This is a genomic window from Halorhodospira sp. M38, assembly GCF_022227985.1.
Taxonomy (GTDB): Bacteria; Pseudomonadota; Gammaproteobacteria; order Nitrococcales; family Halorhodospiraceae; genus Halorhodospira; species Halorhodospira halophila_A.
The window spans coordinates 23,988-48,747 of sequence record NZ_JAJNQP010000003.1 but is presented as its reverse complement, the minus strand read 5'-3'; the positions used below and the strand labels follow the sequence as shown (position 1 = coordinate 48,747).

The following is a 24,760-nucleotide window of genomic DNA, read 5'->3' as shown; positions in this document are numbered from 1 at the left end:
TCAGCCCGGCGAGCCGCGCCGGGCCAGGATGCGGTCGAGCTGATTGGCGAAGGCCTGGCGATCGCGCTGGCTCATGGCCGCCGAGCCGCCGGTGTCCACGCCGCTGGCGCGCAGGGTATCCATGAAATCGCGCATGTTCAGCCGCTCACGGATGGTTTCGGGGGTATAGAGCTCGCCGCGCGGGTTGAGCGCCTGGGCGCCGGCCTCGATGACCTCGGCGGCCAGCGGGATGTCGCCGGTGATCACCAGATCCCCGGCCGTGACCTGACGGACGATCTCGTGATCGGCAACATCAAAACCGGGCGCCACCTGAACGGCACGGATATGCGTGGACGGCGGCACCCGGATCGGGTGGTTGGCCACCAGCGTCAACGGCACTTCCGTGCGCTGGGCGGCGCGAAAGAGGATCTCCTTGATCGCGCCCGGGCAGGCGTCGGCGTCGACCCAGATTCTCATGGCCCCTCCCGGGCGGATTCGTTTTGGTCTCCGGTAGCCGGCGCCCGGCGAGCGCGCAGCCACTGCGACGTCCCAGCGTAGCCGATTGCCACGGCCACCAGGCAAAGCACGGCGGTCGCAGCCATGTTGGCCGCAGCCAGAGCCGCCGAGCGCTCCAGGAGCGCCAGCGTCTCCAGGTTGAAGATGGAGAAGGTGGTGAACCCGCCGCAGAAGCCGTTCACGGCGAACTGCCGCCAGTGGGTGGGCAGCGTCCGCTCCGCCGGATCCGCCGCCGCCCAGGCCGCCACGGAACCGATGAGCAGCGAGCCGAAGGTGTTCGCCAGCAGAGTCCCCCAAGGGAAGGCCACCCAGCCGGCCACCTGCATCAACCCGTCCACGCCGTAACGGCTCAGCCCGCCGAGGGCACTGCCGGCGGCGACCCAGAGGGTGATCCTCACGGGCCACCTCCGGCGATCCACGCCCCCGCCTGCAACCCGGCCCAGGCGCCCGCCAGGGTCAGCGCCAGGGTGGCGGCGATGTTCCCCACGGCACGGACTCCGCTGCCCGTCCGGGCGAGGGTGTAGGTCTGCAGGGCGAAGGAGGAGACCGTGGTGTAGCTGCCGCAGAAGCCGATCAGCAGCAGCCCCTCCAGCGTGGCGAATCCACCGCCCGTGGCGGCGAGCACAGCGGCCAGCACCCCGGCGAGCAGCGCCCCGGTGACGTTGACCACCAGCGTCCCCCAGGGGAAGGCCTCGCCCAGGCGGCGGTTGACCGCCGCCGCCACCCAGAAACGGCCGACCCCGCCGAGGGCACTGCCCACGGCCACCGCCAGTGCACCGGCCATACCTGCCGAGGATGCCATGGCTCAGGCCGCCCTCAGGGTACGGATCCCGTACTGGCGGATCCGCTCAAGAGCTGGGACTTGGCCTCATGAATGTTGACCTGTTTCATCGCACACCGCCATTAGCTAAGTCCGGCTAGGCTAAACCCCTGGCCAGGGCTGTGCAACGCCGCTGCGCCCCGGCGGCCCGGTCAGCGGCGCACGCTCAGCCGACTCCCGTCGGCCAGTTCCCGGGGCGGGTGCACCACCACCTCGACGCCGGCCTCAAGGCCCGAGTGGATCCGGGTCAGACGGGCACCGCGTTCGCCGATGGTCACCGGCTGCAACCGCGCCCGCCCCTGCTCGACCACGAAGACCGCCCAGCCGTCGTCGTGGCGGAACAGGGCGCTGGTCGGCACGCGGAGCACATCCTCCGCCGACCAGAGCACGAAAACCGCGTTGACCCGGTAGCCATCGCCGAGGCGCGCCCACGCCTGCCGGGGCGAGGCGAGATCGGCGATCACGCGCACCCGCCGCTCCTCCACGCCGAGGGCGGTGATGTACTCGAAGCCGTAGGGCTCCACCCGGCGGACCACGGCCTCCAAGGGCTCGGCCTCACCCCAGCGTTCCAGGCGCACCGGCATGCCGGGGGCGATGCGCACCGCATCCGCCGAACGCACCTCGACCTCCACCTCCAGCCGGCCGAGATCGGCCAGCTCCAGGATCGGATCACCGGGCTGCACCACCCGGGCGCTCTCGAAGTGGCGCTGGAGGATCACGCCGTCGATGGGGGCACGCAGACGGATCGGCTCGGCAGCGCCGGCGTCCAGAGCCTCCTCCCCCTCCCAGCGCAGGACCGCCTGGGCCTGATCCCGCTGGGCCTCGGCGCTGGCCACCCGGAACTGCGCCGAGCGCCAGGCCGCCTGGGTCTGCCGGCGCTCGGCGTCGGCCCGCTCCACAGCTCGCTCCGAGACCGCCCCCTCCTCGCCCAGGGCCGCCAGACGGCGGTACTCATCGGCCGCCGATTCCGCCGCCGCCCGGGCCGCCTCGGCCTCCTCGCGGGCCGCCTCCAGCGCCGAGTGCGCCGCCTCCAGCTGGGCCCGGGCCTGTTCCCGGGCCCGGGCGTCGAGCACCGGGACGGCCATCGGGTCGAGGGTGGCGAGGACCTCACCGGCCTCCACCCGATCCCCGGGCTCGGGAGTGACCCGCCGGGCCTGGGCCGTCGCCGGGGCGGAGAGCAGATACCGATCGGCCACACGGGTCTTGCCCTCCTCCTCCAGGGTGACCTCCAGGGGGCCGCGGCTGACCGCCTCGGTATCCACGAGGATCGGCGCCGGCCGCAGCACCAGAATAAGCAGGCCGATGACCGCGACCCCGGCCAGTGTCCATGCGATGACCGATTTCCAGCGTGGCTGCATCTCATTCCCTCGATTTCAGGGCCTCGACCATGTCCAGGCGATCCAGCCGGCGCCGCACCACCCAGGCCGAGAGACCGGCGACGCCGAGCAGGACCAGGGTGGCCAGCGCCATGCCGGCCGCCGACGGGATCATGGGGACCCGGTAGAGCTCCGACTCCGCGGCCTGGACGATGATGGCGTAGAGGTAGTGGCCGATCACGAACCCGATGGGCAGGGCGGCGGCGATCAGCACCGCCTGCTCGCCGAGAAGCAGATAGGCGATCTCGCGCCGGGTGAAGCCGAGCACCCGCAGGCTGGCCAGCTCGCGCCCGCGCTCGGCCAGTGCGATCCGGGCGTTGTTGTAGACGACCCCGAAGGCGATGGCACCGGCGAGCAGCGTGGTCATCGCCGCGGTGGCCATCATGGTCCCGGCCACGTTCTCCTCGAAGTTGCGCATGGCGGCATCGGCCTCGGTTGCCCCAGCCACCCGCGGGCGGCGGTCGAGCTCGCGCAGCAGGGGGCCGCGCTCCTGCCCGGCGAGACCCAGCCAGGCCCCGGAGATCGCCTCGCCCTCGCCGAGGAGCCGATTGAGTGCGTCCAGCTCCATGTAGACCGACACCCCCAGGTACTCGGCGATCACCCCGCTGACCGGGACCTTCAGCGTCTGCCGCCGCCCCTCGAGCACGCGGATCTCCAGCGTATCCCCCGGCCCGACCCGCAGCTGTTCGGCCAGGTAGTCCGTCAGCAGCACCCCCTCCCCGGGCAGCGGCACCGCACGCAGGTCGGTATCGAGCAGCCGGCGCAGGTCCGCATCCCGCTCCAGGCCCAGCACCGCCATACGGTGGCTGCGGTGCCCGAAAGCGACCTCCGCCGCCACCTGGCGAAACGGCTCGGCGCGATCGACACCGGGCAACCCGGCAAGCTCGTGGACCGCCTTGCGCGAGGTCGGCTCGTAGAAGGAGACCGTCACATCATCGCGCTGAACCAGATTGAACTGGACGTCGATCATGGTGTTGAGCGCGTTGCGCTGATACGGGCCGATCATCAGGATCGCCACGGCCAGGGCGATCCCCACGGTGGCGAGCCCGGCGCGCAGGGGACGGCGCTCGAGACCGCGCAGGATCATCCGCGTCGGCTGGCTGAACCAGCGCTGCAGCCCAAGGCGCTCGATCAGTGTAGGCCGATAGGTCGGCGGCGGCTCCGGGCGCATCGCCTCGGCCGGCGGCAGCCGGGCGGCACGGCGGACCGCCAGCCACGTCCCGAGCAGCGCCGAGAGCGTGGTCACCGCCGCGGCGATGGCGACCACCGGCGGCTGGAGCCGGAACTCGAGGAAAGGGAAGCGGAAGAAGCCGGCGTAGATCTCGGCCAGCTGCACCCCCAGCCAGTACCCCGCGGCCACGCCGGCGAGCACCCCGAGCACGACAATGAGCAGCACCAGCCGGACGTAGTGCCCGGCGATGGCCAGCCGCGAGTAGCCGAAGGCCTTCAGGGCGCCGATGATCTCGCGCTGCGTGGCCACCAGGCGGCTGACCACCACATTGAGCAGGAAGGCGGCCACGCCGAGGAAGATCGCCGGGATCACATAGGCCAGGTTGGCCAGCTGGGTCAGTTCGTCCTCGAGCAGGGCGTGGGAGAGTTGATCCCCCCGGTCGTGGGCGCCGCGCCCACCCCAGGGCTCCAGCAGGCGGTCCACGGCCTCGATGACGTCACCGGGCCGGGCGCCATGCTGCAGGGTGAGAAGCAGGTCGTTGAAGGCCCCGTCCATGTCGTAGGCCGCGGCCAGGGCCCGGCGATTCATCCACAGGATGCCGTAGCGCTCGTAGTCGGGGAGGATCTCGCCCGGGCGGATCTGGTAGATGAACTCCGGCGAGACCGCCACGCCGACCACCTCCAGGCGCTGGTAGCGGCCGCGGATGATCGCCGCCAGATCATCGCCGGGACGCAGCCCATGGGCCTCGGCGAAGGCGTCACTGACCACCACCTCGGCCTCGCGGTCCGGCTCCGGCAGCCGCCCCTGGCGCAGGTGGAGGCGGTTCATGTCCGGCTGCCGACCCTCGGGCAGCGAGAGGATGCGCCCGGTCACTGGGTTGTCGTAGCCGGGGACGTCCAGGTTGGCCGCGGTGACCACGCGGTCCTCCACGCGCTGGACGCCGTCGATCCGTTCGATCTCCGCCACCAGACCCCGGGGGGCCCGCTCGGCGCTGGCGAAGAGATCCGCGAAGCGGTACCCCTGGTAGAAGGCGTCGCGGGTCTCGGTCAGGGCAAAGAGCGCGGTGAGGAACATCATCAGCGTCGCCACGCCGCCGGCGATGACCACAGCAATGGCGATCACCTGCCCGCGCAGGGTCACCAGCTCGCGCAGCAGCTTGCGGGTGAGCGCGCTCACCAGACCAGCTCCGCCGCCCGGCGCCGCTGGTCATTGATGTGCACCGAGTCGATCAGCCCGTCCTTGAAGTCGACCACCCGGTGGGCCATGGAGGCGATGTCCGCGTTGTGGGTGATCAGCGCGGTGGTGGTGCCCAGCTCCGCATTGATGCGCTCGAGGACCTCGAGCACCGCCACCCCGGTCTTCGAGTCCAGGGCGCCGGTGGGCTCGTCGCAGAGCAGGACCTGGGGGCGCTTGGCCACGGCGCGGGCGATGGCTACCCGCTGCTGCTCGCCGCCGGAGAGCTGCGAGGGGAAGTGGTCCAGTCGGCTGCCCAGCCCAACCAGCGCCAGCGCCTCCTCGGGGCGCATGGGGTCGCGGGCGATCTCGGTGACGATGGCCACGTTCTCGCGGGCGGTCAGACTGGGGATCAGGTTGTAGAACTGGAAGACGAAGCCGACGAAGTGGCGGCGAAAGGCGGTCAGCTCCGCCTCCCCGGCCCGGGTGAGATCGCGCCCCTGGACGATGACGCGACCGCTGGTGGGCGTATCGAGCCCACCCAGGATGTTGAGCAAGGTCGACTTGCCACTGCCCGAGGGCCCGAGCAGCACGACCAGCTCCCCGGCGTAGAGGACCAGGTCCACCCCGCGCAGGGCGTGCACGGCCACCTCGCCCATGCGGTAGACCTTGGTGATGCCCTCGGCGCGGAAGACTTCCTGGGCGGGCAACGTGGCGCCTCCCGTTCACTGGCAGGGATTACCGCCATTCTAGGCCGTGTGCCGACACCCGGAGCGGTGCCGGGCCAGCACCGGCGTGGCGCTCAGTCGCCGCCCCGGCGCCGATCCGCCCGAAGCCGGGCGGCGGCGAGGCTGGAAAGCAACGGGATGGCACCCAGGGCCACCAGCGAGGCGATCATCCCGGTGCTCATCAGCTCCGCCGGGGTGTGGACCGCCTCCAGCTGCGCGCCGGCGTTGGTGAGGATGGCCACGCCCGGGAACATCCCCAGCAGGCTGACCCAGAAGTAGGTCCGCGCCGGCATCCGCGTCAGCGCGAAGAGCGCGTTGATCAGGAAGGTAGGAAACGGCTCGGCGATGCGCAGCAAAAACAGCGCGCTCGGACCGTGGTCGGCACAGTGGCGGTCCACCCGCCGCAGCGCCTCCGGGAACCGACGGCGCACCGCGTCGTGGAGGGCGTAGCGGGTGAGCAGGAAGATCACCAGCGCGCCGGTGCTCACCGCCACCAGGACCAGCGCCAGCCCGGCCCAGAAGCCGAACATCACCCCACCGGCGACGGTCAGCACCCCACTGCCGGGGACCGAGACCACCGAGAAGAGAAAGCGCAGCGCCAGGAAGAGGAGCGCCGCCTGCACCGGCTGCGACTCGGCCACCTGCCGCAGCTGCTGCAGCTGGCCGTGCACCCACGCCCACTCCGGCGCGCTGCCGGCCAGCAGGGCGCCGAGCAGGGCCAGCACCAGGGCCGCGAGCACGGCGCGGGCACCGAGGGCCGTCCAGTTGAGGGTGGCTCCGCTCACGTCGTTTCCGGTGGCCGATGGAGATAGAGCGCGGTGCGGTCGAAGGTCGGCATCCCGTGCCGGCAGCTCCCGGCCGCCTTCTCGCCGTCCGGCGCAGCCCCGTACTGGCCCTCCAGCCCGGGCCGCGGCAGGCGAAAGAGGATACGGGCCGGCGCACGCTGGCGGCGGATGTTGGCAAGGATCGGCGTCCGCGGGCAAGCCTGCAGGGCGATCAGCGCCACATCCACCTCGGGCAGGGCGTCGGCCGCCGCATCGGCACAGAGGACCCGGACGCGCCCCGGTCCCTCACCGAGGAGGCCCAGGTGCGCCACCACCGACTGTGCCCCGGCCACGGCGGCGGCGGAGCGGTCCACGGCGATCACCCGAGCCCCGCCCAGACGCGCGGCCAGCACCGCAGTGAACGGCAGCGCCCCGCAGCCTACATGCAGCAGCCGCTCCCCCGGCACGACCCCGGCCAGGCGCAGCTCCCGGGCCACCAGCCGGCGGTACGGCCAGGCGTAGAGGTGGAAGAGGAGCGGCCAGCGCGCGCTCCAGCGCTCCAGGGCGGCGACGCCGGGGGCGATCAGCCGCACGGCACGCCGCCTGCGGGCACGAAGACGCGGGCCCCGTCGGCCTCGGCGGCGACCAGCCGCTGGCCGTACAGCGCCTCCAGCGCCTCGGTGACCAGCATCACCTCGGCGGGCCCCCAGCAGGCATCGCCGTTGGGGTAGAGCAGCAGGATGTGGGTACACCAGCGCGCCGCCACGTTGATGTCGTGCAGGCACAGGAAGACACCGCGCCCCTCCCGCGCCTGGCCGGCCAGCAGATCCATGACGGCCACCTGATGGCGCAGGTCCAGGTGGTTGGTGGGCTCGTCGGCCAGCCAGACCGCCGGGTCCTGGGCCAGCACGGTAGCCATCGCCAGGCGCTGACGCTCGCCGCCGGAGAGGGTACTGACCAGCCGCTCCTCGAGCCCGCCGAGCTCCAGCCGCTCCAGCGCCTGCCGGGCGCAGGCCAGATCCTCGGCGGTCTCCAGATCCCACGGCGTCAGGTAGGGGTGGCGACCGATGAGCGCGGTCTCCAGCACCGAGGCCGGGAAGCCGTCGTGGCGCTCCTGGAAGACCACCCCCAGGCGCCGGGCCAGCGCCTTGCGCCGCCAGCGGCGCAGGCTGGCGCCGTCGAGTTCGACCACACCGGCACGGGGCGCGCGCAGCCCGGCCAGGGTGTGCAGCAGCGTCGTCTTGCCCGCGCCGTTGGGCCCGAGCACGCCCCAGATCTCCCCGGGCTCGATGGTGAGGTTGAGCGGATAGCCGTCGGGCCGCTCGGGGATGTCGATGATCAGATCCTGGGCCTGGAGCATGCTTCCCCCCCTAACGACTGCGGTGCAGCAGGTAGAGGAACAGCGGCACGCCGAGCATCGCCGTGATCACGCCCACCGGGAGCTGCTCCGGGGCGATCAGCGTGCGCGCGAGGACATCGGCCAGCGCCAGCAGCGCCCCGCCGGCCAGCGCCGCGGCAGGCAGGATCAGCCGCTGGTCGTTGCCCAGCACCAGGCGCAGCATGTGCGGGACCACCAGCCCGACGAAGCCGATGCTCCCGGCGGTGGTCACGGCGACGGCGGTGAGCACGCTGGCCGCCACATAGACCCCCCACTCCAAAGGCCGCACGGCGACGCCGAGCGCCGCCGCCTGCAGAGGCCCGCGGGCGAGGACGTTGAGGCTGCGCCCGAGCGGCAACGCCACCAGCACGGCCACCGCCAGGGCGGCCAGGGCCAGCCACGGGCTGCGGGCGTAGGCCAGATCGCCCATGAGCCAGTAGAGCATGCCGGGCAGCTGCTCGGTGGGCCCGACAGCGAGCATGAAGGTGACCAGCGCCCCCCAGCCGGAGGCCACCACCACGCCGGTGAGCAGCAGCCGGGTCGGCGTCCAGCTGCCGGTGCCGTGGGCCAGGCCGAAGACCAGCAGGGTCGAGAAGAGCGCCCCGACGAAGGCCGCCCCGGAGACCAGGGCCATGCCCAGCCCGAGGAGCATCGCCGCCAGGGCGCCCACGGCGGCCCCGCCAGAGAGCCCGAGCACGTAGGGATCGGCCAGCGGGTTGCGCAGCAGCACCTGCATCAGCGCCCCAGCCACGGCCAGCAGCCCGCCGACGGCGAAGGCGGCCAGGGCGCGGGGCAGGCGCAGCTCCAGGACCAGGGTCTGGTGCAGCGGCTCGCCGCTGCCGGCCAGGACCGCGAGGACTTCGCCCGGGGTCAGGGGCACGCTGCCGATGGCCACCGCCGTGGCCACCGCCAGCAGTGCTGCCAGCGCCAGCACGCCCAGGGGCAAAAGGAAGCGCACCGGCGATCCGACCCCACTCGACTGGGCCAGCGCCCCGCCCTCCTCGCTCACGGCGCCGGAGCGGCCCCGCTGATCGGCTGTGCGCCCGATCCCCATCAGCGATTGCGCCGGGCCTGCTCGAGCTTGTCACACAGCGCCCGCGTCCCCTCGAGGATGCGCGGCGTCGGGCGCTGGATCGTCGAGGGCTGGACGAAGAAGAGGTTGTCCTTGGCGGTGGCCTCAAGGACGTCGTAGCGCCGCCACTCGTCCAGCCAGGCGTCGTCGGCCTCGCCCATCCCGCCGGCGACGATCGCCTCCGGGTCGGCCTCGAGGACGGACTCGGTATCCAGCCGCGGGGTCAGGCTGCCGAGATCGCCGAAGACGTTCTCGCCGCCGCAGATGCGGATCGACTCACTGATGATCTGCTCGTCGTTGATGGTCATCACCGGGTCCGGCCAGATCTGGTAAAAGACGCGCACCGGGTCGCGGCCGGCGTACTCGGCCTCGAGTTCCGTCACCGCGTCACGGAAACGGGCCGCCTCGGCCTCCGCGGTCTCCTCGCTGCCGGCCAGGGCCCCGAGCCGTTCCAGGGAGGTGGCGATCTCCTCGAGCTGGCGGGGATCACTGCGGTAGAGCGGCACGCCCAGCGACTCGATGCGCTCGAGCTGGCTGCTGGAGTTGCCGCTGGTCCAGCCGATGACCAGATCCGGCTCATGGGCGAGGATCGACTCCATATCGAGCCGGTCGTAGCTGCCCACCCGAGGCAGATCGGCGGCCTCCTCCGGGTAGTCGGCGTGGCTGACCGCAGCCACCACATGATCGCCGGCGCCGGCGGCGAAGAGCAGCTCCGTCGCCCCGGGCGACAGCGCCACAATCCGCTGCGCCGGGGCCTCCAGGCAGACCTCGTGGCCAGCGTCGTCCTCCACACAGCGCTCGCCGGCGTGCACCGGCGCCCACGCCGCCAGCGACACCAAGAACCCGGCTGCGATGCCCCCTAGCGCGGCTCGGGCCCCGGCGGGGCGTCCTCGAAGACCTGGGCCCCGACGAGTCGCGCCTCCAGGCTGGCCAGCACCACTTCTTCGTGGGCCTCGTGCGGGTACAACACCCAGTGGCCCTGACCGTCCGAGCGGTAGAGCTCCAGGCTCCCGATCTCCGGGTCGATGAGCAGATACTCCCGCAGCGAGGGGAGCTTGCGGTAAGCGGCAAACTTGGCGCCCCGATCGCAGGCCGCCGTGGAGGGGGACAGCACCTCCACCACGAGGCACGGCGCCTCCTTGTGTTCGGAGCGCTGATGATCGGTCGGATCGCAGGTGACCAGCACATCCGGATAGAAGAAGGCGTCGGCCGCCTCCACCCGGACCCTCATGTCGGCCATGAACGTACGGCATGGCCCCCCGCGCAGCTGCTGGCGCAGCGCGCTGGCCACATTGAGCGTCACGGTCAAGTGCCGGTCCGAAGCCCCGCCCATGGCGAAGATCTCTCCCGCCACGAACTCGTGCTTGAGGGGCTGCTCCGCCTCCCAGGCGAGGTACGCCTCGGCGGTCATCCCGGCTGGCTGCGGATCGGCCATGGCTGGAACCTCGGGATAAACAGTCGTCGCCAGTGTACCAGTGCCGCCACGCCTGCCCGATGCTCTTCAGCCGGCAGAGCCGCACCGCCAGCCGGCGCATCACGCACCCTGCTGCCATGACGTGCGACCACCTTGACGTCGCGCCCATCATCGACACCTTACGCACTCTCATCCGCCGCCCGCTGACCGGCCGGGCGCCAGAGCACCTCGCCGCCGTTCTCGTAGCGGGAGAGCACCCGGGCGACGACGAAGAGCAGGTCGGAAAGGCGGTTGAGGTAGGCCATGGACTCGGGCCGCACCGCCTCGTGGTGGCTCAGGGCCACGACCTTGCGTTCCGCACGCCGGCAAACCGCCCGGGCGACGTGGCAATCCGCCGTGGCCCGGCCGCCACCGGGGAGGATGAACTCCTTGAGATACGGCAGCGAGTCATTGAAGTAGGACAGCGCCGCATCCAGGCGATCCACGGCCCCCTCGGGGAACGCCTTGTGGCCGGGCACGGCCAGCTCGGCGCCCAGGTCGAAGAGCTCGTGCTGGACCTGTGCCAGCACCGGGGCCACGTCCTCGGGCAGCTCGTGGGCCAGCAGGCGCCCCAGGAAGCTGTTGAGCTCATCCACCTCGCCGAAGGCCTCGACGCGGTGGCTGTCCTTGTCCACCCGCGACCCGTCACCGAGGCCCGTGCGGCCCTCATCACCGGTGCAGGTGGCGATCTTGGAAAGTCGGTTTCCCATGGTTTCCTTCCTACTCCTCTAGCGGGGCGGGGCACCCGCACAGTAACGCGCCCGGTGCCCTGCGGCACCCTACGCCCCGTGCGGGTGCGCCGCGAATCGGGATCTGCAGTCGATGCATCCGCTCCATCGACACGCCCCGGTTAATGCTGATTGAAGTGCAGGGAGACGTAGACCGCCCGGCCCGGCTGGTTGTAGCCACTCACCGTCTCGTAGTCCTTATCCAGGGCGTTCTCCAGCGTCCCGCGCAGGGTCAATTCCGGGGTGATGGCGTAGCTGGTGCGCAGGTTCAGGAGGCCGTAGCCGGAGACCCTTTCCCCAGCATCAAAACTCCGGCCGCGTGCAATACCGGTCGCGCCAACTGAGAAGTCGCCAAGCTGTCGGTCCAAGTCCAGGCGGAGTGACTCGTTGGGGCGCCGGGCAAGCTCATCACCTGTCTCCCGGTCTTCGTGATCAAGGTAGGTGAAGGCGCCGGAGATCTGCCATTCCTGCCAGTGGGCACCCGCCTCCAGCTCGGCGCCGCGGATGCGGGCCTTATCATTGACGTTGACAGGAGGCCACCCCTGGATCAGATCGTCGATATCGGTCTGAAAAACAGCGGCGTCCAGGTACCCATCTCGCACCCGCCAGCGTGCACCCAGCTCTGCAGAGATGGACTCCTCGGGTGAAAGATCGGAATTCCCATTCGAAGGATCAAAAAGCTGATTGAATGTCGGCGCTTTGAAGGCCGTCCCATAACTCGAACGGAGCCGGAGTCGATCCGTCGCATCGAACCCCCAGGCGACCTGACCGGTCACATTGTCGCCGTAGGCCTCGTTGTCGTCGTAGCGCAGGCTGCTGCCAACATCGTGGCGACCCAGATCCAGCTCCAGCTGCGTGTAGGCGCCGGCGTTGTAGCGACTGGTCTCGTCGTAATCGTCGGCGGTATCGACTTGCTCATCTCGCCAGTCACCGCCGAAGGCCCAGATGTGCCCGGCGCCCCAATACAGCTCGTTCCGCCAACTCACCTCATGGCGCTCGGTGTAATACCAGGACTCACCGCGACTACTGTCGAAGGTGTCCTGCTCGTCCTTCGCCTGGGAGACCGCCAGCTCGCTAAACCATCGCTCGGTTAGGTCCCCGCGGACACCGCCCCGGAGAGCCTGGAAGACGTGGTCGGTCCAGCCCTCTTCACCATCGTTCGCATCGAATTCGGTCTCGCCTTGCGAGCGCATGCCCGTCGCGAAGAGTTCAGCACCACCGTTCAACCGATGGCTGAAACGGCCGCTGAAGCTGGTGTTCTCAAAGCCGTCGGGATCCTCATCCCCTGCGCCGTCCTGAACGTTGATCCCGTCCGTCTCGTAGTGGCTGGCCGAGAGCGCGTAGCGGCTCGCCGCGGTCCCGCCGGAGACGCCCACCCCGAATTCGTGGGTATTGAATGAGCCGGCGCCGCCAAAGGCGCGGAAACGCGGCGGCCCCTCCTCCCCCTGGCGCGTGAAGACCTGCACCACGCCGCCGATGGCATCGGCGCCGTAGACGCTGGTGCGCGGCCCGCGCACCACCTCGATGCGGTCGATCTCGGCCGGGGGCAGATACTGCCAGGCCGCCCCTCCAGAGGTTGCCGAATTCATCGGCACCCCATCGACCAGCAGCAGGGTGTGGTCCGATTCGGTGCCACGCATAAAGAGACTGGTGTCTTTCCCGAACGGGCCGTTGCTTGCCAGGCTCGTCCCCGCCCGCCCCTGCAGCAGGTCCGAGACCTGCCGCGGCTGCTGGCGGTCGATCTCGTCGCGGTCGATGACGGAGACGGAGGACAGGGATTCGTCGACGGTCTGGGTCATCCGGGTCGGCGTGACCACGAGGGGGGCGAGTTGTGCCGACTCGCCGTCGGTATCGGCCATGGCCGGGACACTGCCCACGATCAGGCCGGCCGCCACGCCCGCGGCGACCCGGCTGGTGGTGTTGCTGGACATATTTTCCTCCCTGCCGCGCGCCACCCGCACGCGCGTCGGTTCGGTACCACCGCAGGGAGGAAGACAGGGATGGGGGAGGGATCGCGCTTGCGCCCGGCAAACGGAGGCCTGCCCCGGTCTGCCGCCTCCCGCGGCACCTGGGTTCCCTCAGGCCGGTCTCCGGGCTTGTGGGTGGGGTCGGTGACCCCGGGCGGATCGCCTTCCCGCAGGGCCCGCCGCCGAACGACGGCGCCTTGCAGTGGCTTTGATGACCCGCCCCCCACCTACCGTTGCGGGGGCAGCGCCGGACTCGCCGCTGGGTGCGGCTGGACCGGTCTTCCCGTTTCACCCCGCCGCTGCTCGCGCGGGGCACCTGAGGAGCTTGGTACTCTAGGCAGCCTGAGCCTCGCCGTCAAACCGCCGCACCCCGGCGTCCAAAGGAGACGTGATGCACCGGCACCGACTGGCACAGACCACTGCCCCGGCCCGCCATGGCGCCTGAGCCGCTGCGTGTCCTGCTCCTTGGCGGTACCGGCGAGGCGCTGGCACTGGGCCAGGCGCTGGAGCAGGAGCCCGGCATCGCCGCGGTCTATTCGGTGGCCGGGGTAACCCGCCGCCCCCGCCTGCCCCGCTTGCCGGTCCATCGCGGCGGATTCGGGGGCGCCGGCGGCCTGGCCGCGTACCTGCAGCAGCACGGCGTGCACTGCCTGGTGGATGCCACCCACCCCTTCGCCGCCGGCATCTCGGCCAACGCGGCAGCAGCCGCCCGCCAGACGGGGACGGCCCTGCTGGCGGTGCGTCGGCCGGCGTGGCAACCGGGACCGGACGAGCAGTGGCACCGGGTGGCCGATATGGCCGCCGCCGCCCAGGCGCTGGGTCCGCAACCAGGCCGGGTACTGCTGACCATCGGCAATCAGGAGGTCCCGGCCTTCTGCGCCGCCCCCCACCACCACTACTGGATCCGCTGCCTGGAGCCGCCGGAGCGGGTGCCGCCCGGAGCCCGGATCCTCTTCCAACGCGGGCCGTTCCATTACGCCGACGAGTGCCGCCTGCTCCGCGAGCACGGCATCGACACCCTGGTCACCAAGAACGCCGGCGGGGCCGCCACCCGCAGCAAACTGGATGCGGCCCGGGACTGCGGAGTCCGCATCGTGATGGTCGAGCGCCCGCCGGACCCGCCGGAGGCGGAGGTGGCCATCGACGTCGAGCAGGCGCTGGCGTGGTTGCGGGGGCGACGCCCGGCGGCGGCGGACCCTCGTCTGGGTTAGGATCAGCGCATGGCGCAAGATCCCGAACCCTCCACCGAGACCGCTGCCGGCACCGCCCTGCGCCGCGGCTGGACCACCGGCGCCTGCGCCGCCGCCGCGGCGCGGGCGGCCTTCACGGGTCTGGTCAGCGGCGCCTTCCCCGATCCGGTCACCGTCCGCCTGCCGCGGGAACGGGCCCCGGCCTTCGCCCTGGCCGCTCAGGCCTGCGGCGACGGCTGGGCGCGGGCCGGCGTCATCAAGGACGCCGGTGACGACCCCGACGTCACCCACGGCGCCCTGGTCTCGGTGACCGCACGCCCTGGCACACCGGGCGGCGGGGTGCGGCTGCGCGCCGGCCCCGGCGTGGGCACGGTGCGCCGCAGCGGTCTGCCCGTCGCCGCCGGCGAGCCGGCGATCAACCCCGGTCCGCGGGGCTACATCGAGCAGGGCATCCGCGAGGCGGCGGCCGCGCTGTCGGTGCCGGCCGACGTCACCCTGGAGGTCGCCATCGAAGACGGGGAACGCCTGGCGGCGCAGACCCTCAACCCGCGATTGGGGATCGAGGGCGGACTGTCGGTGCTCGGCACCACCGGGGTGCTGGTGCCCTTCTCCTGCGCCGCCTGGATCGACGCCATCCAGCGCGGCATCGACGTGGCCCGGGCCGCCGGGCTCGGGCATGTGGCCGGGAGCACCGGACGCACCTCGGAGCAGGCGGTGCAGGCCTACCACGGGCTCCCGGACGAGGCGCTGATCGACATGGGCGATTTCGTGGGCGGGATGGTCAAGTACCTGCGCCGGCACCCGGTACCGCGGATCACCATCGCCGGCGGCATGGCCAAGATCACCAAGCTCGCCCAGGGCTTTCTCGACGTGCATTCGCGCCGCGGGCAGGCCGATCTGACGGCGCTGGCCGAGACCGCTGCACAACTCGGCGCGGTCGCCGCCTGCCAGGAGGGCATCTCCACCGCCAACACGGTTGCCGAGGCCTTCGATCTCGCGCAGGCCGCTGATCTCCCGCTGGGCGACGCGGTGGCGCGGGAGGCGCAGCGCACCGCCCTGGCCCTGGTGGATCCGGCAGCCAGCGAGTTGGAGGTGCTGATCTTCGATCGGCGCGGCCAGCCCGTGGGCCGGGCCGGCTGGGCACGGCACTGAGACCTACCAGCGGCGGGCCGCTGCCTCGGCCTCGGCATTGGTCGGCCGCGCGATCAGGCCACCGCGGGTGACCGCCACCCGGTACTCGGCGCCGTCGGCCATGGGCAGGTAGGTGGCGCTGCCGTAGGTGGCGTCCACCCAGGGGAGACGATCGCCGTGGCGCTGACCCAGCAACCAGGGGTCGATTCCCCGCTGCGGCGGGGCCAGGGGGTGCACGGTACGCAGCGCGGTGCGCTCGGCCTCGGGGTCGGCGTAACGACCACTGATCCGCTCCAGCCGGTAGCGGGTCTCCAGACCGAGCACCGTCGCGAAGCCACTCCAGCGCAGCACGCGGGCATCCACCTGCCACTGATCGCCGGCCAGCGGCACGGTCACACGCCGCCCGTCCGGGTAGATCAGCCGCGCCACATAGCGCTGTCCGGCCACCTCCTGGAAGCGCAGCGCCAGCACCGGGCGCTCCCGCTCCAGCCGCTCATAGGCCAGCAAACCCAGCCCGAGGGCGCCGGCGGTTCCCAGCCCGCCGAGCAGGATCAGCCCGGCGGCGAGCACGGACACCCCGCGGAGTAGGCGACCGCGCAGCAGCGCCCACCCACCCGTGACGGCCAACCCCAGGGCGAGGACCAGCAGCACCGCCGCCGCCATCAGCACCGCCCAACCGGCCCCGCTGATCTGAGCTGCCGTTTCAAGCCCCCCGTGCATGCGGCCTCCCGCGCCAACGCGCGACGCTGTACCCTGTGCGGGATGATACGCTGTACGATTGCGTATATGGTGTCCGGAGCGCTCGGCCGGGGCCGTCTCAGCCGGGCTCGCGGTGTAAGCGCGCACCCTGTTCCGCGCAATCAGTCGTTTGATACAAAGTAGCCGATGAACTAATCGGGAGGTCCGGTATGGAAGCGTTTGATCCAATCCTGCTACTTGTCGTCGGTGCCGTGGTCGGTGCCGCTGTGGGTGCCTACGTCGGGCGCGCCTCTTCGCCCAACACCCAGGAGATCCGCGACGCCGAGAGCGTGGCCCGCCGCAACCGCGAGGAAGTGCGCAACGTCCGCAGCGAGGTGGACCAGCACTTCGAGCAGACCGCCCAGATCATGGGCGAGGTCACCAAGGCGTACCGTCGCCTCTACGAGCACATGGCCACCAGCTCCCAGCGTCTGGCGCCCCGCCGCACGCAGGACCTGGTCAAGTCCCTGGGTGACCAGCGCCTGCTGTCCCAGGACGTGGTCGAGCAGTCCGCCCGGCGCATGAGCGAGATGAAGGCCAAGGAGCAGCGTGAGGCCCAGGCCCGCCGCCAGATCAGCCAGGAGCGTTCCGAGCGCTCTTCCGGCGACCGCTCCGCCAGCAGCAGCAGTGGCGGCAGCAGCCGCAGCGCCGGCAGCAGTCGGAGCAGCGGTTCCTCCGAGTCGGCCATCGGCTCCTCCAGCCGCTCCTCCGAGTCCGCCATCGGCCGTCGCCCGACGCGCAGCCGCTCCACCACCTCTTCCTCCCGGTCCCGCAGCAGTGCCCCGGAGCGTACCCGGAGCACGGCCACCGAGGAGCGCAGCAGCAGCAGCAGCGGTGAGAAGCGGCGTCGGCGCCCGAGCATCTTCAGCTGAAGAGCTGCCCGGGGACGTGAACGGTCCACCGACCGTTCATGGCGATACGGACCCCGGGGCCTGCCGGCCCCGGGGTTTTTTTGACCCATCGACCAATCCTGATTGGTTCCAGTTCTTATCTCTTTCGGGCTATAGCACCCCGACGCTGAGCCTCCATCCTTGGTGAAAGACCAGACATTTTGTCGCACCCAAGGAGTGAGGAGGCTGACCATGCTGGACACCCTGAAGACCGCCTGGACACCGGCCGTTGCCTGGGAGCACCTGCTCGGCGCCGAGCGGCTGTTCATCCTGGATGTGCGCAACCCCGACGAGTTCGAGCGCTGGCGCGTCGAGGGCCCGCACGACACCCCGACTATCAACGTCCCCTACTTCGAGCTGCTCGACCTCGATGAGGACGCCGACGACGTGGACGCGGCCGTACTGCGCGGCATCCGGGCGCAGCTGTCCGACCGGTTACCCACCGACCACACCATCCTGACGGTCTGCGGCGAGGGGCACACCTCGGAGCACCTGGCCCACGGCCTGCGCGAACTCGGCTACCCGGCCCTGAACCTGGAGGGCGGCATGGAGGCCTGGGGCGATTTCTACTACCACCGGGTAGTGGGCAACCACGAGCGCTACACCGTCTACCAGGTGATCCGCCCGGCCCGTGGCGACCTGAGCCACGTGATCATCAGCGACGGCGAGGCCGCTGTCATCGACCCCAATCGCCACGTGGACGTCTACGAGGAGCTGATCCATGCGCGGGGAGCCCGCATCACCCAGGTCCTCGACACCCACGCCCACGCCGACCACATCAGCGGCGGCCCGGAACTGGCCCGTCGCCACCGGGTCCCCTACCACCTGCATCCCTACGACGCCATCCACCCGATGGACATGCTGCCGGCCCGCATCGACTTCGCACCGCTGTATGCCGATCAGTCGGTGCGCGTCGGGGCGATCACGCTGCGCGCCCTGCACGTCCCCGGCCACACCCTGGGCATGGTGGCTTTCCTAGTCGACGAACAGTACCTGGTCTCGGGGGACAGCATCTTCCTGGAGTCCATCGCCCGCCCCGACTTGGGCGGCGCCGCCGAGGCTTGGACGCCGCTCTTCCATGACTCCCTGCAGCGGCTGCTGGCCCTGCCCGAGGACACCGTGGTCCTGCCCGGCCACGCCACCGACCCCAGCGTCGCCGATACCCGGGGCCGTTTCTGCGCCGAACTCGGTCCCCTGCGCCGCAGCAATCCGGGGCTGCGACAGGTGGATGCCGGTCCGGAGCCGTTCCGCAGCTATATCCTCGGCAGCCTGCCCCACTTTCCCAAGGCGTATATCGAGATCAAGCGGGTCAACATCGGCCTCGTCCAGCCCGACGAAGCAGAGGCCCGGCGCCTGGAGGTGGGCAAGAACGTCTGCGCCCTGAGTGAGGCCGCGGCCGCCTGATAGCGGCCCGGCCCGCGGTACCCCGTTGGAGATATTTGCATGACACATGCGCGCGTCATGATGGATGGCGCACCAGCCAAGACCAGCAGGGGACCCCGCGATGGACCACTACCCGATCTTCCTCAAGCTCCACGGCCGCAACTGTCTGGTGATCGGCGGCAATGAGACCGCCGCCCGCAAGGCCGAGGATCTGCTCGACAGCGGGGCGACCGTCACTCTGGTTGCCCGCGAACTCGGCGGGGACTGTGAGGAACTGCTGCAGCGCCATCCCGACCGGGCCCACCATCGGGCCGAGGACTACCGCCCCGGCATGGAAGAAGGGGCGGCGCTGGTGCTCAACGCCGCCAACCACGAGGCCACCGACCAGCTGGTCTACCGCCGATGCTGCGAATGGGGCATACCCGTCAACACCGTCGATCGGCCGGAGTACTGCAGCTACATCACCCCGGCGGTGGTGGACCGCTCCCCGCTGCAGGTGGCGATCACCAGCGGTGGCGCCGCGCCAGTGCTGGCCCGTCAGGTACGCAGCCAGATGGAGACCCTGCTGCCCACCGCCTACGGGCGGCTGGCCGCCCTTGCTGGCCGCCTGCGGGAGCGCGTAGCTGCCGCCCTCCCCACCGGGCGGCAGCGCCTGCGGTTCTGGGAACAGGTCTTCGAAGGCCCGGCGGCGGAGTCCATGCTCGCGGGTCGGGAGCGGGAGGCCGAACAGGCAATGCTCGAGCTGCTGCGCCAGGAACAGGCCCGCAGTGACGGGCGCGGCGAGGTCTACCTGGTGGGTGCCGGCCCAGGCGACCCCGACCTGCTCACCTTCCGCGCCCTGCGCCTGATGCAGCGTGCCGACGTAGTGCTCCACGACCACCTGGCGGCGCCCGCGCTGCTGCGCCTGGTGCGCAAGGACGCCGAGCGGATCCCCGTCGGCAAGCGCCGTGGCCGGCACACGCTGCCCCAGGAGGCGATCAACGACAAGCTCATCGAGTTGGCCGCTGCCGGCAAGCGGGTGCTGCGCCTCAAGGGCGGGGACCCGTTCATCTTCGGCCGCGGCGGCGAGGAGATCGAGGGGCTGATCGAGCACGGCATCCCGTTCCAGGTGGTGCCGGCGGTGAGCGCCGCCCAGGGTGCTGCGGCCTACGCCGGCATCCCCCTGACCCACCGGGATCACGCCCAGAGCTGCCGCTTCCTGACCGGGCACCGCCGCCACGGCGCCCTGGAACTCTCCCAGTGGGCCCCGTTCCGCCGCGACGAGACGCTGGTGGTCTACATGGGGCTCACCCATCTGGAGACGGTCTGCGCCCAGCTTCAGTCGGGCGGCCTGCCGCCGGACCAGCCCGCCGCAGTGATCGATCAGGCCACCACCCCGGCACAGCGTGTGATCACCGCCCCGCTCGGCGAGTTGCCCGGACAGGTGCGCAATGCGCGGCTCCAGGGCCCGGCGCTGATCGTCGTCGGCCCCACCGTGACGCTCCAGCCGCAACTGGGGTGGTACCACAGCTCACCCAACGCCGAGCCGGCCTTCCCGGAGCACGGCTGCCTGAACAGCGAACCGCGCCCCGTCCGCCGTCGCGTCCCGGCGGATACCGAACAGGCCTAAGCGGCCGTCCACCTCCTGCGCAATAACCGAGACCCGGGCCGAGCTGGCCCGGGCCTCGGCGGTTTAAGGCGGGGCGGCGCAGAGACCCCGCCGGGGCTTGCGCGCCTTACAGCCGCGCCTCGTGGTAATAAAGACGCACCGCGTGGCGGGCCTCGGCGAAGACCAGCCAGCGTTCGATGAGCGCGCCGAGCAGCGCCACCGCCACCGCCGCGTAGGCCCACACCGCCCCGGCCCCAAGGGCCACGGCGCTCAACGCGGCGATGGGGAAGGCGAACGTTGCGGCCAGTGCCAACCCACGGTAGACCTGCGCGCGCCCCTCGGGCAGGGGGTACTGGAACTCCCAGGTCAGGAAGTTGCCGGCGGTGTGACCGGCGTCGACCAGGCGCACCGGGGCGCTCAGCCCCAAGGCCGTCGTCTTGCTGGAACTGCCGGGACGGCGGTTCCACAGGTACCAGGCCGACTTGGTCACTGCGGCCACCGCCAGCAGCGCCACCCCCATGGCCGCCGCCGGGGCCGGATCGGCGCCGAAGAAACCGCGCACGGCGGCGAGCACGGCGGCGCCCAACCCCAGACCGATGAGCAGGTAGTTTACCGGGGTCAGCCCCTGGCTCCACTCGCGGATGGCGCGGACACAGGCGTAGATCATGCCCGTCGCCACGACCGTGGCCAGGGCCAGCACCGCCGTCAGCCCGGCGAACACGAGGGTCACGGCGTTGTGCTCCAGCCCGAGCAGGAAGTAGGGCCCGAAGTAGAGCAGGGCCACCGGGTAGAAGAGCACGGCGAGCACCGCCTCGCGGGACAGCCAGGAGGTCCGGAAGCGAGCGAAAGAACGCCAGGCATTGCGCGGATTGGCGAGGTGACCGGCGGACGACATCAGGCCGATGGTGATGAGCACGGCACCGATGGCGACCGCGGCCAGCAGCTCTCGCTGCCCGACCGCGCCACCAAGGGCGAGGATATCGGTCAGGGCGAACAGGGCGACGAAGCCGTAGCCGGCACCGGAGAGCACCGTGAAGAAGACAACGGACCAGGCGGGATGCATGGGTGAATCCTCCCTCAGCGGTGAACGACGCGGTTGGGCCAGTGCTGGACGCTGGCCGGATCGGTGCCCTGCCCCGGGGACGTACCGGTCGTTTCGGGCAGCGGACGGCTGGCTTCGGGCGGGCGCACCGGCAGGTAGTGGTTGACCGGCTGGCACCCCATCTCGGGGAGCATCACGAAGCCCCGCCGCTCGCGCACCAGCTGGCTGACCCGCGAGTCGGGGTCGTCGAGATCGCCGAAGTGCCGTGCCCGGGCCGGACAGGAGAGCACACAGGCGGGCTGGCGCTCGGCCTCGGGGAGGCGGTCGTCGTAGATCCGGTCGATGCACAGCGTGCACTTCTTCATGGTGCCGCTGGCGTGATCGAGTTCGCGGCAGCCGTAAGGGCACGCCCAGGCGCAGTAGTTGCAGCCCATGCACTTGGCCTCGTCGACCAGCACGATCCCGTCGGCGTCACGCTTGTAGGACGCGCCTGTGGGACAGACATCCACGCAGGGCGGCTCATCGCAGTGCATGCAGGAGACCGGCACGTTGACGGTCTTGCTGTTCGGGTACGTCCCTTCCTCGTAATGACGCACGCGGTTGAGCATGACCCCGCTGGGGGATCGACCGTAGGGGTGGTAATCGGTCAGCGGACCGACCGTCCCCGAGGTGTTCCACTGCTTGCACGCCACCACGCAGGCGTGACAGCCGACGCAGGTATCGAGATCGATGACCAGTCCCAGTCTCATCAACGCCCCCGGCTCAGAATGTCGCGCATGGAGCGGTGCAGGCGCACCGCCTGGTGGGTTGCGTAGCGCATGAGCCTCATCGGCCCGTTGTCGACGCCCGGCGGCGGGATCAGATCGGTGAACTGCGGTTGCGAGATCCCGCCCTCCCCGGGTGCCGCCCTGTGGATGCGCACCTGCAGGTCGTACCAGGCCGCCTGCCCGGTGATCGGATCGGAGTTGCTCAGCGGCTTCTCGTCATCCCGGCGTGGCAGGCGGTCATCGATCAGATGGTTGAGGAGGAACCCCCGGCTGGCCTCCGGCCCGCCGGGCTCCAACCCCCAGGCCCCGGAGCGCTTGCCCACCGCATTCCAGGTCCAGACGGTATCCGCCTGCACGCCCTCGACCAGCTGCAGCGGCACGCAGATGCGCCCATTGTGCGACTCGACCCAGACCCAGTCGCCATCGCTAAGGCCCAGCGCCTCGCCGCGTGCGCGGTTCATATAGAGGACGTTCTCGGCCATGATCTGGCGCAGCCAGGCATTCTGGCTGTCCCAGGCGTGGTAGTGGGTCATCGGCCGCTGGGTGATGGCGTGGAAGGTATACCCCTGCCCCTCGACGCGGCTCTGTTCCAGCGGCGCGTAGTGGAAGGGCAGCGGATCACAGTAGGTGCGCACCCGCTCGCGGTCCACGGGATCCTGGGGTTGCGGCCCGTCGTAGAGCCCCTCGGCGGCGAGTCGAAAGCGCTGCAGGGGCTCGGCGTAGACGCTCATGACCATCGGCTCGGCGGAGCCGTTGATCCCGGCCGCCTCGGCCCACTCCAGGTAGCCCTTGTTGGCGAACTTGTAGAACTGATGCGAGAGCGGCAACTCGTACTGGAAGAAACCGCCGTTCTCGATGTAGTGCTCCCACTGCCGGGGGTTGGGCTCGCCGCGCAGCGGCTTGCTGCCGTCCTCGCCCCGCCAGCCGGCCAGGAACCCGACCCCCGGCGCCTTCTCGAAGCGGACGATGAAGTCCTCATAGCCGCTGTACTTCGGACTGCCGTCCTCGTTGGTGAACGCCGGCAGCCCCAGGCGGGCGCCGAGTTCGATCATCACCTCCTGCCAGGGACGTGCCTCGCCCTCCGGCTCCAGGATCGGCTGACGGATGGCGTCCGCCGGCCCCTCGGCGGTGGAGATCGGCCGGTCGAGCATGGAGATGCAGTCGTGGCGCTCCAAGTAGGTGGTATCCGGGAGCACCAGATCCGCGTACTGCACGGTCTCGGAGTGGAAGGCGTCCACCACCACCAGGTAGGGGATGCGGTACGCGCCGGATTCGTCCCGGGCGCGCAGCATGTCCTGGATACTGGTGGTGTTCATGGTGGAATTCCAGGCCATGTTGGCCATGAACAGCATCAGGGTGTCGATGGGGTACGGATCCCCGTCGTGGGCGTTGCTGATGACCGTGTGCATCTTGCCATGGGGCGAGACCGGCGCCTCCCAGGAGAACGCCTTGTCGATGCGCAGCGGCCGGCCCTCGCCGTCGATGACCAGATCCTCGGGCGCCACCGGGAAACCCAGCGGCGAGGCCGCCAGCGGAGTATCCGGTGCGGTCTCCCGGGCGGGACGCAGCGGTGGCGGGATCGGCTTCGGGTACGGGGGCTTGGCCCGATGCCCACCGGGGCAATCCACCGAGCCGAGCAGCAGCTGCAGCAGGTGCAGCGCACGGGCCGCCTGGAAGCCGTTGGAGTGGGCTGAGACCCCCCGCATGGCGTGCATGGAGACCGGGCGGCCGATGAACCGGTCGTGCCGGCGTCCAGCCCAGTCGGTCCACTCGCACTCGATCTCGATGGTTTCCTGGAAGGCCACGTGGGCCATCTCGGCGGCCAGGCGCTCGATGGTCTCCGCCGGCACGCCGCAGACCTCGGCGGCCCGCTCCGGGGCGTACTGTGCGTCCAGGTAGCGCTCGGCGAGCAGGGTCATGGCCGTTTTCACCGGCCGCCCGTCAGGCGCCGTCCAAGCACCGAAGAGCGCCGGCGCAATCCCGGCCTGCGTGCCATCGACGAACGCCTCCTGCTGCAGATCCCGGACCAGCGGCGCGCCCTGCTCATCGCGCAGGAACAGCCCATCCCCGGCCTGCCCCGGGGTCTGAACCACCAGGTAGGGGGCGTTGGTGTAGCGGATGAGATAGTCCTGGTCGAACTGCCCGTCGCGCAGCAGGCAGTGGATCAGCGACATGGCGAGCATGCCGTCCGTGCCCGGACGGATGGGCACCCACTCGTCGGCGACGGCCTGGTAGCCGGTGCGCACCGGATTGATGGCGACGAAGCGCCCGCCGCGGCGCTTGAGGGTGTCGATGCCGAGCTTGAAGGGGTTGGAGGCGTGATCCTCCGCCGTCCCCCAAAGCAGGAAGTAGCGGGTCCGCTCGAAGTCCGGATCACCGAACTCCCAGAAGGCGTGCCCCAGGGTGTAGAGCCCCGCAGCGGCCATGTTCACGGAGCAGAAGCCGCCGTGGGCCGCCCAGTTGATGGTGCCGAACTGCGTGGCCCAGAGCCCGGTCAGCGCCTGCATCTGATCACGACCGGTGAAGTAGGCGAGCTTCTTCGGGTCTTCGGCGCGGATCCGGCGCAGCCGCTCGGTGAGCTCATCCAGGGCCTCGTCCCAGGAGATCTCCTCGAAGGCGCCTTCGCCGCGCTCCGTGCCCGGTTTGCGACGCAGCGGGCGGCGGAGTTTCGCCCTGGAGTTCTGCTTCATGATGCCGGCGTTGCCCTTGGCACAGAGCACGCCGCGGTTGACCGGGTGATCCGGGTTGCCCTGGATGAAGCGAACCTGGCCGTCCTCCAGGGTGACCTGAATACCGCAGCGGCAAGCGCACATGTAGCAGGTGGTGTAGCGGACTTCCTGGCGGTCCCGAGGCTCAAGACGAGCGGGGTCGTCCGCCACCTCGGCTTGCGGGGTGACGCGCATGGC

General features: G+C 70.8%; 23 protein-coding genes and 1 riboswitch. Of the genes, 5 read left to right on the top strand and 18 right to left on the bottom strand.

Annotation, left to right across the window (positions count from 1 at the left end; genetic code table 11):
• The 14 genes from LRA98_RS02995 to LRA98_RS02930 form a co-directional block, all read right to left on the bottom strand.
• The gene (locus tag LRA98_RS02995; RefSeq protein WP_238632745.1) at positions 1–456 is read right to left on the bottom strand and encodes a YaiI/YqxD family protein; all 456 of its coding nucleotides are present in this window, start codon (positions 454–456) and stop codon (positions 1–3) included.
• A complete protein-coding gene (locus LRA98_RS02990) occupies positions 453–893 on the bottom strand; it encodes a fluoride efflux transporter FluC (RefSeq protein ID WP_238632747.1) in 441 nt (146 codons plus the stop codon). Before LRA98_RS02990 ends, LRA98_RS02995 begins: the two co-directional genes overlap by 4 nt.
• The gene (locus LRA98_RS02985; protein ID WP_238632749.1) at positions 890–1,297 is read right to left on the bottom strand and encodes a CrcB family protein; all 408 of its coding nucleotides are present in this window, start codon (positions 1,295–1,297) and stop codon (positions 890–892) included. Before LRA98_RS02985 ends, LRA98_RS02990 begins: the two co-directional genes overlap by 4 nt.
• A gap of 170 nt (positions 1,298–1,467) precedes the next feature.
• On the bottom strand, positions 1,468–2,673 hold the full coding sequence (locus LRA98_RS02980; RefSeq protein WP_238632750.1) for an efflux RND transporter periplasmic adaptor subunit: 1,206 nt from the start codon (positions 2,671–2,673) through the stop codon (positions 1,468–1,470).
• A 1-nt stretch (position 2,674) separates the two neighbouring features.
• Positions 2,675–5,038: an ABC transporter permease gene (locus tag LRA98_RS02975; RefSeq protein WP_238632751.1), complete on the bottom strand. Its 2,364-nt coding sequence runs from the start codon at positions 5,036–5,038 to the stop codon at positions 2,675–2,677.
• On the bottom strand, positions 5,035–5,694 hold the full coding sequence (locus LRA98_RS02970; RefSeq protein ID WP_443134938.1) for an ABC transporter ATP-binding protein: 660 nt from the start codon (positions 5,692–5,694) through the stop codon (positions 5,035–5,037). Before LRA98_RS02970 ends, LRA98_RS02975 begins: the two co-directional genes overlap by 4 nt.
• Before the next feature lie 143 nt (positions 5,695–5,837).
• Positions 5,838–6,548: a TVP38/TMEM64 family protein gene (locus tag LRA98_RS02965; protein ID WP_238632754.1), complete on the bottom strand. Its 711-nt coding sequence runs from the start codon at positions 6,546–6,548 to the stop codon at positions 5,838–5,840.
• The gene (locus LRA98_RS02960) at positions 6,545–7,120 is read right to left on the bottom strand and encodes a methyltransferase domain-containing protein (protein WP_238632757.1); all 576 of its coding nucleotides are present in this window, start codon (positions 7,118–7,120) and stop codon (positions 6,545–6,547) included. The genes LRA98_RS02965 and LRA98_RS02960 overlap by 4 nt, the downstream gene beginning before the upstream one ends.
• Positions 7,111–7,887, bottom strand: coding sequence for an ABC transporter ATP-binding protein (locus LRA98_RS02955; protein WP_238632759.1), 777 nt, complete (start codon positions 7,885–7,887; stop codon positions 7,111–7,113). Before LRA98_RS02955 ends, LRA98_RS02960 begins: the two co-directional genes overlap by 10 nt.
• Positions 7,888–7,897: 10 nt before the next feature.
• Positions 7,898–8,959: a FecCD family ABC transporter permease gene (locus LRA98_RS02950; protein ID WP_238632761.1), complete on the bottom strand. Its 1,062-nt coding sequence runs from the start codon at positions 8,957–8,959 to the stop codon at positions 7,898–7,900.
• The gene (locus tag LRA98_RS02945; protein ID WP_238632763.1) at positions 8,959–9,813 is read right to left on the bottom strand and encodes a cobalamin-binding protein; all 855 of its coding nucleotides are present in this window, start codon (positions 9,811–9,813) and stop codon (positions 8,959–8,961) included. The genes LRA98_RS02950 and LRA98_RS02945 overlap by 1 nt, the downstream gene beginning before the upstream one ends.
• A gap of 23 nt (positions 9,814–9,836) precedes the next feature.
• Positions 9,837–10,412 (bottom strand): Uma2 family endonuclease, encoded by a 576-nt coding sequence (locus tag LRA98_RS02940; protein ID WP_238632764.1) that lies wholly within the window; start codon positions 10,410–10,412, stop codon positions 9,837–9,839.
• Between the two features lie 158 nt (positions 10,413–10,570).
• Complete coding sequence (locus tag LRA98_RS02935; protein ID WP_201171870.1) at positions 10,571–11,140, bottom strand: cob(I)yrinic acid a,c-diamide adenosyltransferase; 570 nt, start codon at positions 11,138–11,140, stop codon at positions 10,571–10,573.
• A 140-nt stretch (positions 11,141–11,280) separates the two neighbouring features.
• Positions 11,281–13,089, bottom strand: a complete 1,809-nt coding sequence (locus LRA98_RS02930; protein ID WP_238632766.1) for a TonB-dependent receptor domain-containing protein — start codon at positions 13,087–13,089, stop codon at positions 11,281–11,283.
• Positions 13,090–13,222: 133 nt separating this feature from the next.
• A riboswitch (cobalamin riboswitch) is annotated at positions 13,223–13,460 on the bottom strand.
• 99 nt (positions 13,461–13,559) lie between these two features.
• On the opposite strand from LRA98_RS02930, the gene LRA98_RS02925 reads away from it, so the two are divergent.
• A complete protein-coding gene (locus LRA98_RS02925) occupies positions 13,560–14,336 on the top strand; it encodes a cobalt-precorrin-6A reductase (protein WP_238632767.1) in 777 nt (258 codons plus the stop codon).
• 9 nt (positions 14,337–14,345) lie between these two features.
• Positions 14,346–15,467 carry a cobalt-precorrin-5B (C(1))-methyltransferase gene (locus LRA98_RS02920; protein WP_238632768.1) on the top strand — a complete coding sequence of 374 codons (1,122 nt, stop codon included), beginning with the start codon at positions 14,346–14,348 and terminating at the stop codon, positions 15,465–15,467.
• 3 nt (positions 15,468–15,470) lie between these two features.
• Here LRA98_RS02920 and LRA98_RS02915 read toward each other — a convergent pair whose 3' ends face one another.
• Positions 15,471–16,166 carry a hypothetical protein gene (locus tag LRA98_RS02915; RefSeq protein ID WP_201171883.1) on the bottom strand — a complete coding sequence of 232 codons (696 nt, stop codon included), beginning with the start codon at positions 16,164–16,166 and terminating at the stop codon, positions 15,471–15,473.
• A gap of 188 nt (positions 16,167–16,354) precedes the next feature.
• Between LRA98_RS02915 and LRA98_RS02910 the strand changes: the two genes are divergently transcribed.
• The 3 genes from LRA98_RS02910 (at position 16,355) to cysG (ending at position 20,066) form a co-directional block, all read left to right on the top strand.
• Positions 16,355–17,056 carry a ZapG family protein gene (locus LRA98_RS02910; RefSeq protein ID WP_238632770.1) on the top strand — a complete coding sequence of 234 codons (702 nt, stop codon included), beginning with the start codon at positions 16,355–16,357 and terminating at the stop codon, positions 17,054–17,056.
• A gap of 210 nt (positions 17,057–17,266) precedes the next feature.
• Positions 17,267–18,478 carry an MBL fold metallo-hydrolase gene (locus LRA98_RS02905; RefSeq protein WP_238632772.1) on the top strand — a complete coding sequence of 404 codons (1,212 nt, stop codon included), beginning with the start codon at positions 17,267–17,269 and terminating at the stop codon, positions 18,476–18,478.
• A gap of 100 nt (positions 18,479–18,578) precedes the next feature.
• Positions 18,579–20,066 carry a siroheme synthase CysG gene (cysG, locus tag LRA98_RS02900; protein WP_201171891.1) on the top strand — a complete coding sequence of 496 codons (1,488 nt, stop codon included), beginning with the start codon at positions 18,579–18,581 and terminating at the stop codon, positions 20,064–20,066.
• 106 nt (positions 20,067–20,172) lie between these two features.
• Here the strand turns inward: cysG and LRA98_RS02895 are convergent, their stop codons facing one another.
• From LRA98_RS02895 to LRA98_RS02885, 3 genes are read right to left on the bottom strand one after another with little or no spacing between them, the layout of a single operon-like run.
• On the bottom strand, positions 20,173–21,108 hold the full coding sequence (locus tag LRA98_RS02895; RefSeq protein ID WP_238632774.1) for a dimethyl sulfoxide reductase anchor subunit family protein: 936 nt from the start codon (positions 21,106–21,108) through the stop codon (positions 20,173–20,175).
• A 14-nt stretch (positions 21,109–21,122) separates the two neighbouring features.
• Entirely contained in the window at positions 21,123–21,836 is a 714-nt protein-coding gene (locus LRA98_RS02890; RefSeq protein ID WP_238632775.1) for a 4Fe-4S dicluster domain-containing protein, read from the bottom strand.
• Complete coding sequence (locus LRA98_RS02885) at positions 21,836–24,757, bottom strand: molybdopterin oxidoreductase family protein (protein WP_207189778.1); 2,922 nt, start codon at positions 24,755–24,757, stop codon at positions 21,836–21,838. The genes LRA98_RS02890 and LRA98_RS02885 overlap by 1 nt, the downstream gene beginning before the upstream one ends.
• Positions 24,758–24,760 lie beyond the last annotated feature (3 nt).

Coding starts and splice junctions, on each gene's coding strand:
- LRA98_RS02895 (WP_238632774.1), bottom strand. CDS start 21,108: ATGCATCCCGCCTGGTCCGTTGTCTTCTTCACGGTGCTCTCCGGTGCC.
- LRA98_RS02940 (WP_238632764.1), bottom strand. CDS start 10,412: ATGGCCGATCCGCAGCCAGCCGGGATGACCGCCGAGGCGTACCTCGCC.
- LRA98_RS02995 (WP_238632745.1), bottom strand. CDS start 456: ATGAGAATCTGGGTCGACGCCGACGCCTGCCCGGGCGCGATCAAGGAG.
- LRA98_RS02985 (WP_238632749.1), bottom strand. CDS start 1,297: ATGGCATCCTCGGCAGGTATGGCCGGTGCACTGGCGGTGGCCGTGGGC.
- LRA98_RS02890 (WP_238632775.1), bottom strand. CDS start 21,836: ATGAGACTGGGACTGGTCATCGATCTCGATACCTGCGTCGGCTGTCAC.
- LRA98_RS02980 (WP_238632750.1), bottom strand. CDS start 2,673: ATGCAGCCACGCTGGAAATCGGTCATCGCATGGACACTGGCCGGGGTC.
- LRA98_RS02930 (WP_238632766.1), bottom strand. CDS start 13,089: ATGTCCAGCAACACCACCAGCCGGGTCGCCGCGGGCGTGGCGGCCGGC.
- LRA98_RS02885 (WP_207189778.1), bottom strand. CDS start 24,757: ATGCGCGTCACCCCGCAAGCCGAGGTGGCGGACGACCCCGCTCGTCTT.
- LRA98_RS02925 (WP_238632767.1), top strand. CDS start 13,560: ATGGCGCCTGAGCCGCTGCGTGTCCTGCTCCTTGGCGGTACCGGCGAG.
- LRA98_RS02955 (WP_238632759.1), bottom strand. CDS start 7,887: ATGCTCCAGGCCCAGGATCTGATCATCGACATCCCCGAGCGGCCCGAC.
- LRA98_RS02920 (WP_238632768.1), top strand. CDS start 14,346: ATGGCGCAAGATCCCGAACCCTCCACCGAGACCGCTGCCGGCACCGCC.
- LRA98_RS02950 (WP_238632761.1), bottom strand. CDS start 8,959: ATGGGGATCGGGCGCACAGCCGATCAGCGGGGCCGCTCCGGCGCCGTG.
- LRA98_RS02910 (WP_238632770.1), top strand. CDS start 16,355: ATGGAAGCGTTTGATCCAATCCTGCTACTTGTCGTCGGTGCCGTGGTC.
- LRA98_RS02935 (WP_201171870.1), bottom strand. CDS start 11,140: ATGGGAAACCGACTTTCCAAGATCGCCACCTGCACCGGTGATGAGGGC.
- LRA98_RS02905 (WP_238632772.1), top strand. CDS start 17,267: ATGCTGGACACCCTGAAGACCGCCTGGACACCGGCCGTTGCCTGGGAG.
- LRA98_RS02915 (WP_201171883.1), bottom strand. CDS start 16,166: ATGCACGGGGGGCTTGAAACGGCAGCTCAGATCAGCGGGGCCGGTTGG.
- LRA98_RS02970 (WP_443134938.1), bottom strand. CDS start 5,694: ATGGGCGAGGTGGCCGTGCACGCCCTGCGCGGGGTGGACCTGGTCCTC.
- cysG (WP_201171891.1), top strand. CDS start 18,579: ATGGACCACTACCCGATCTTCCTCAAGCTCCACGGCCGCAACTGTCTG.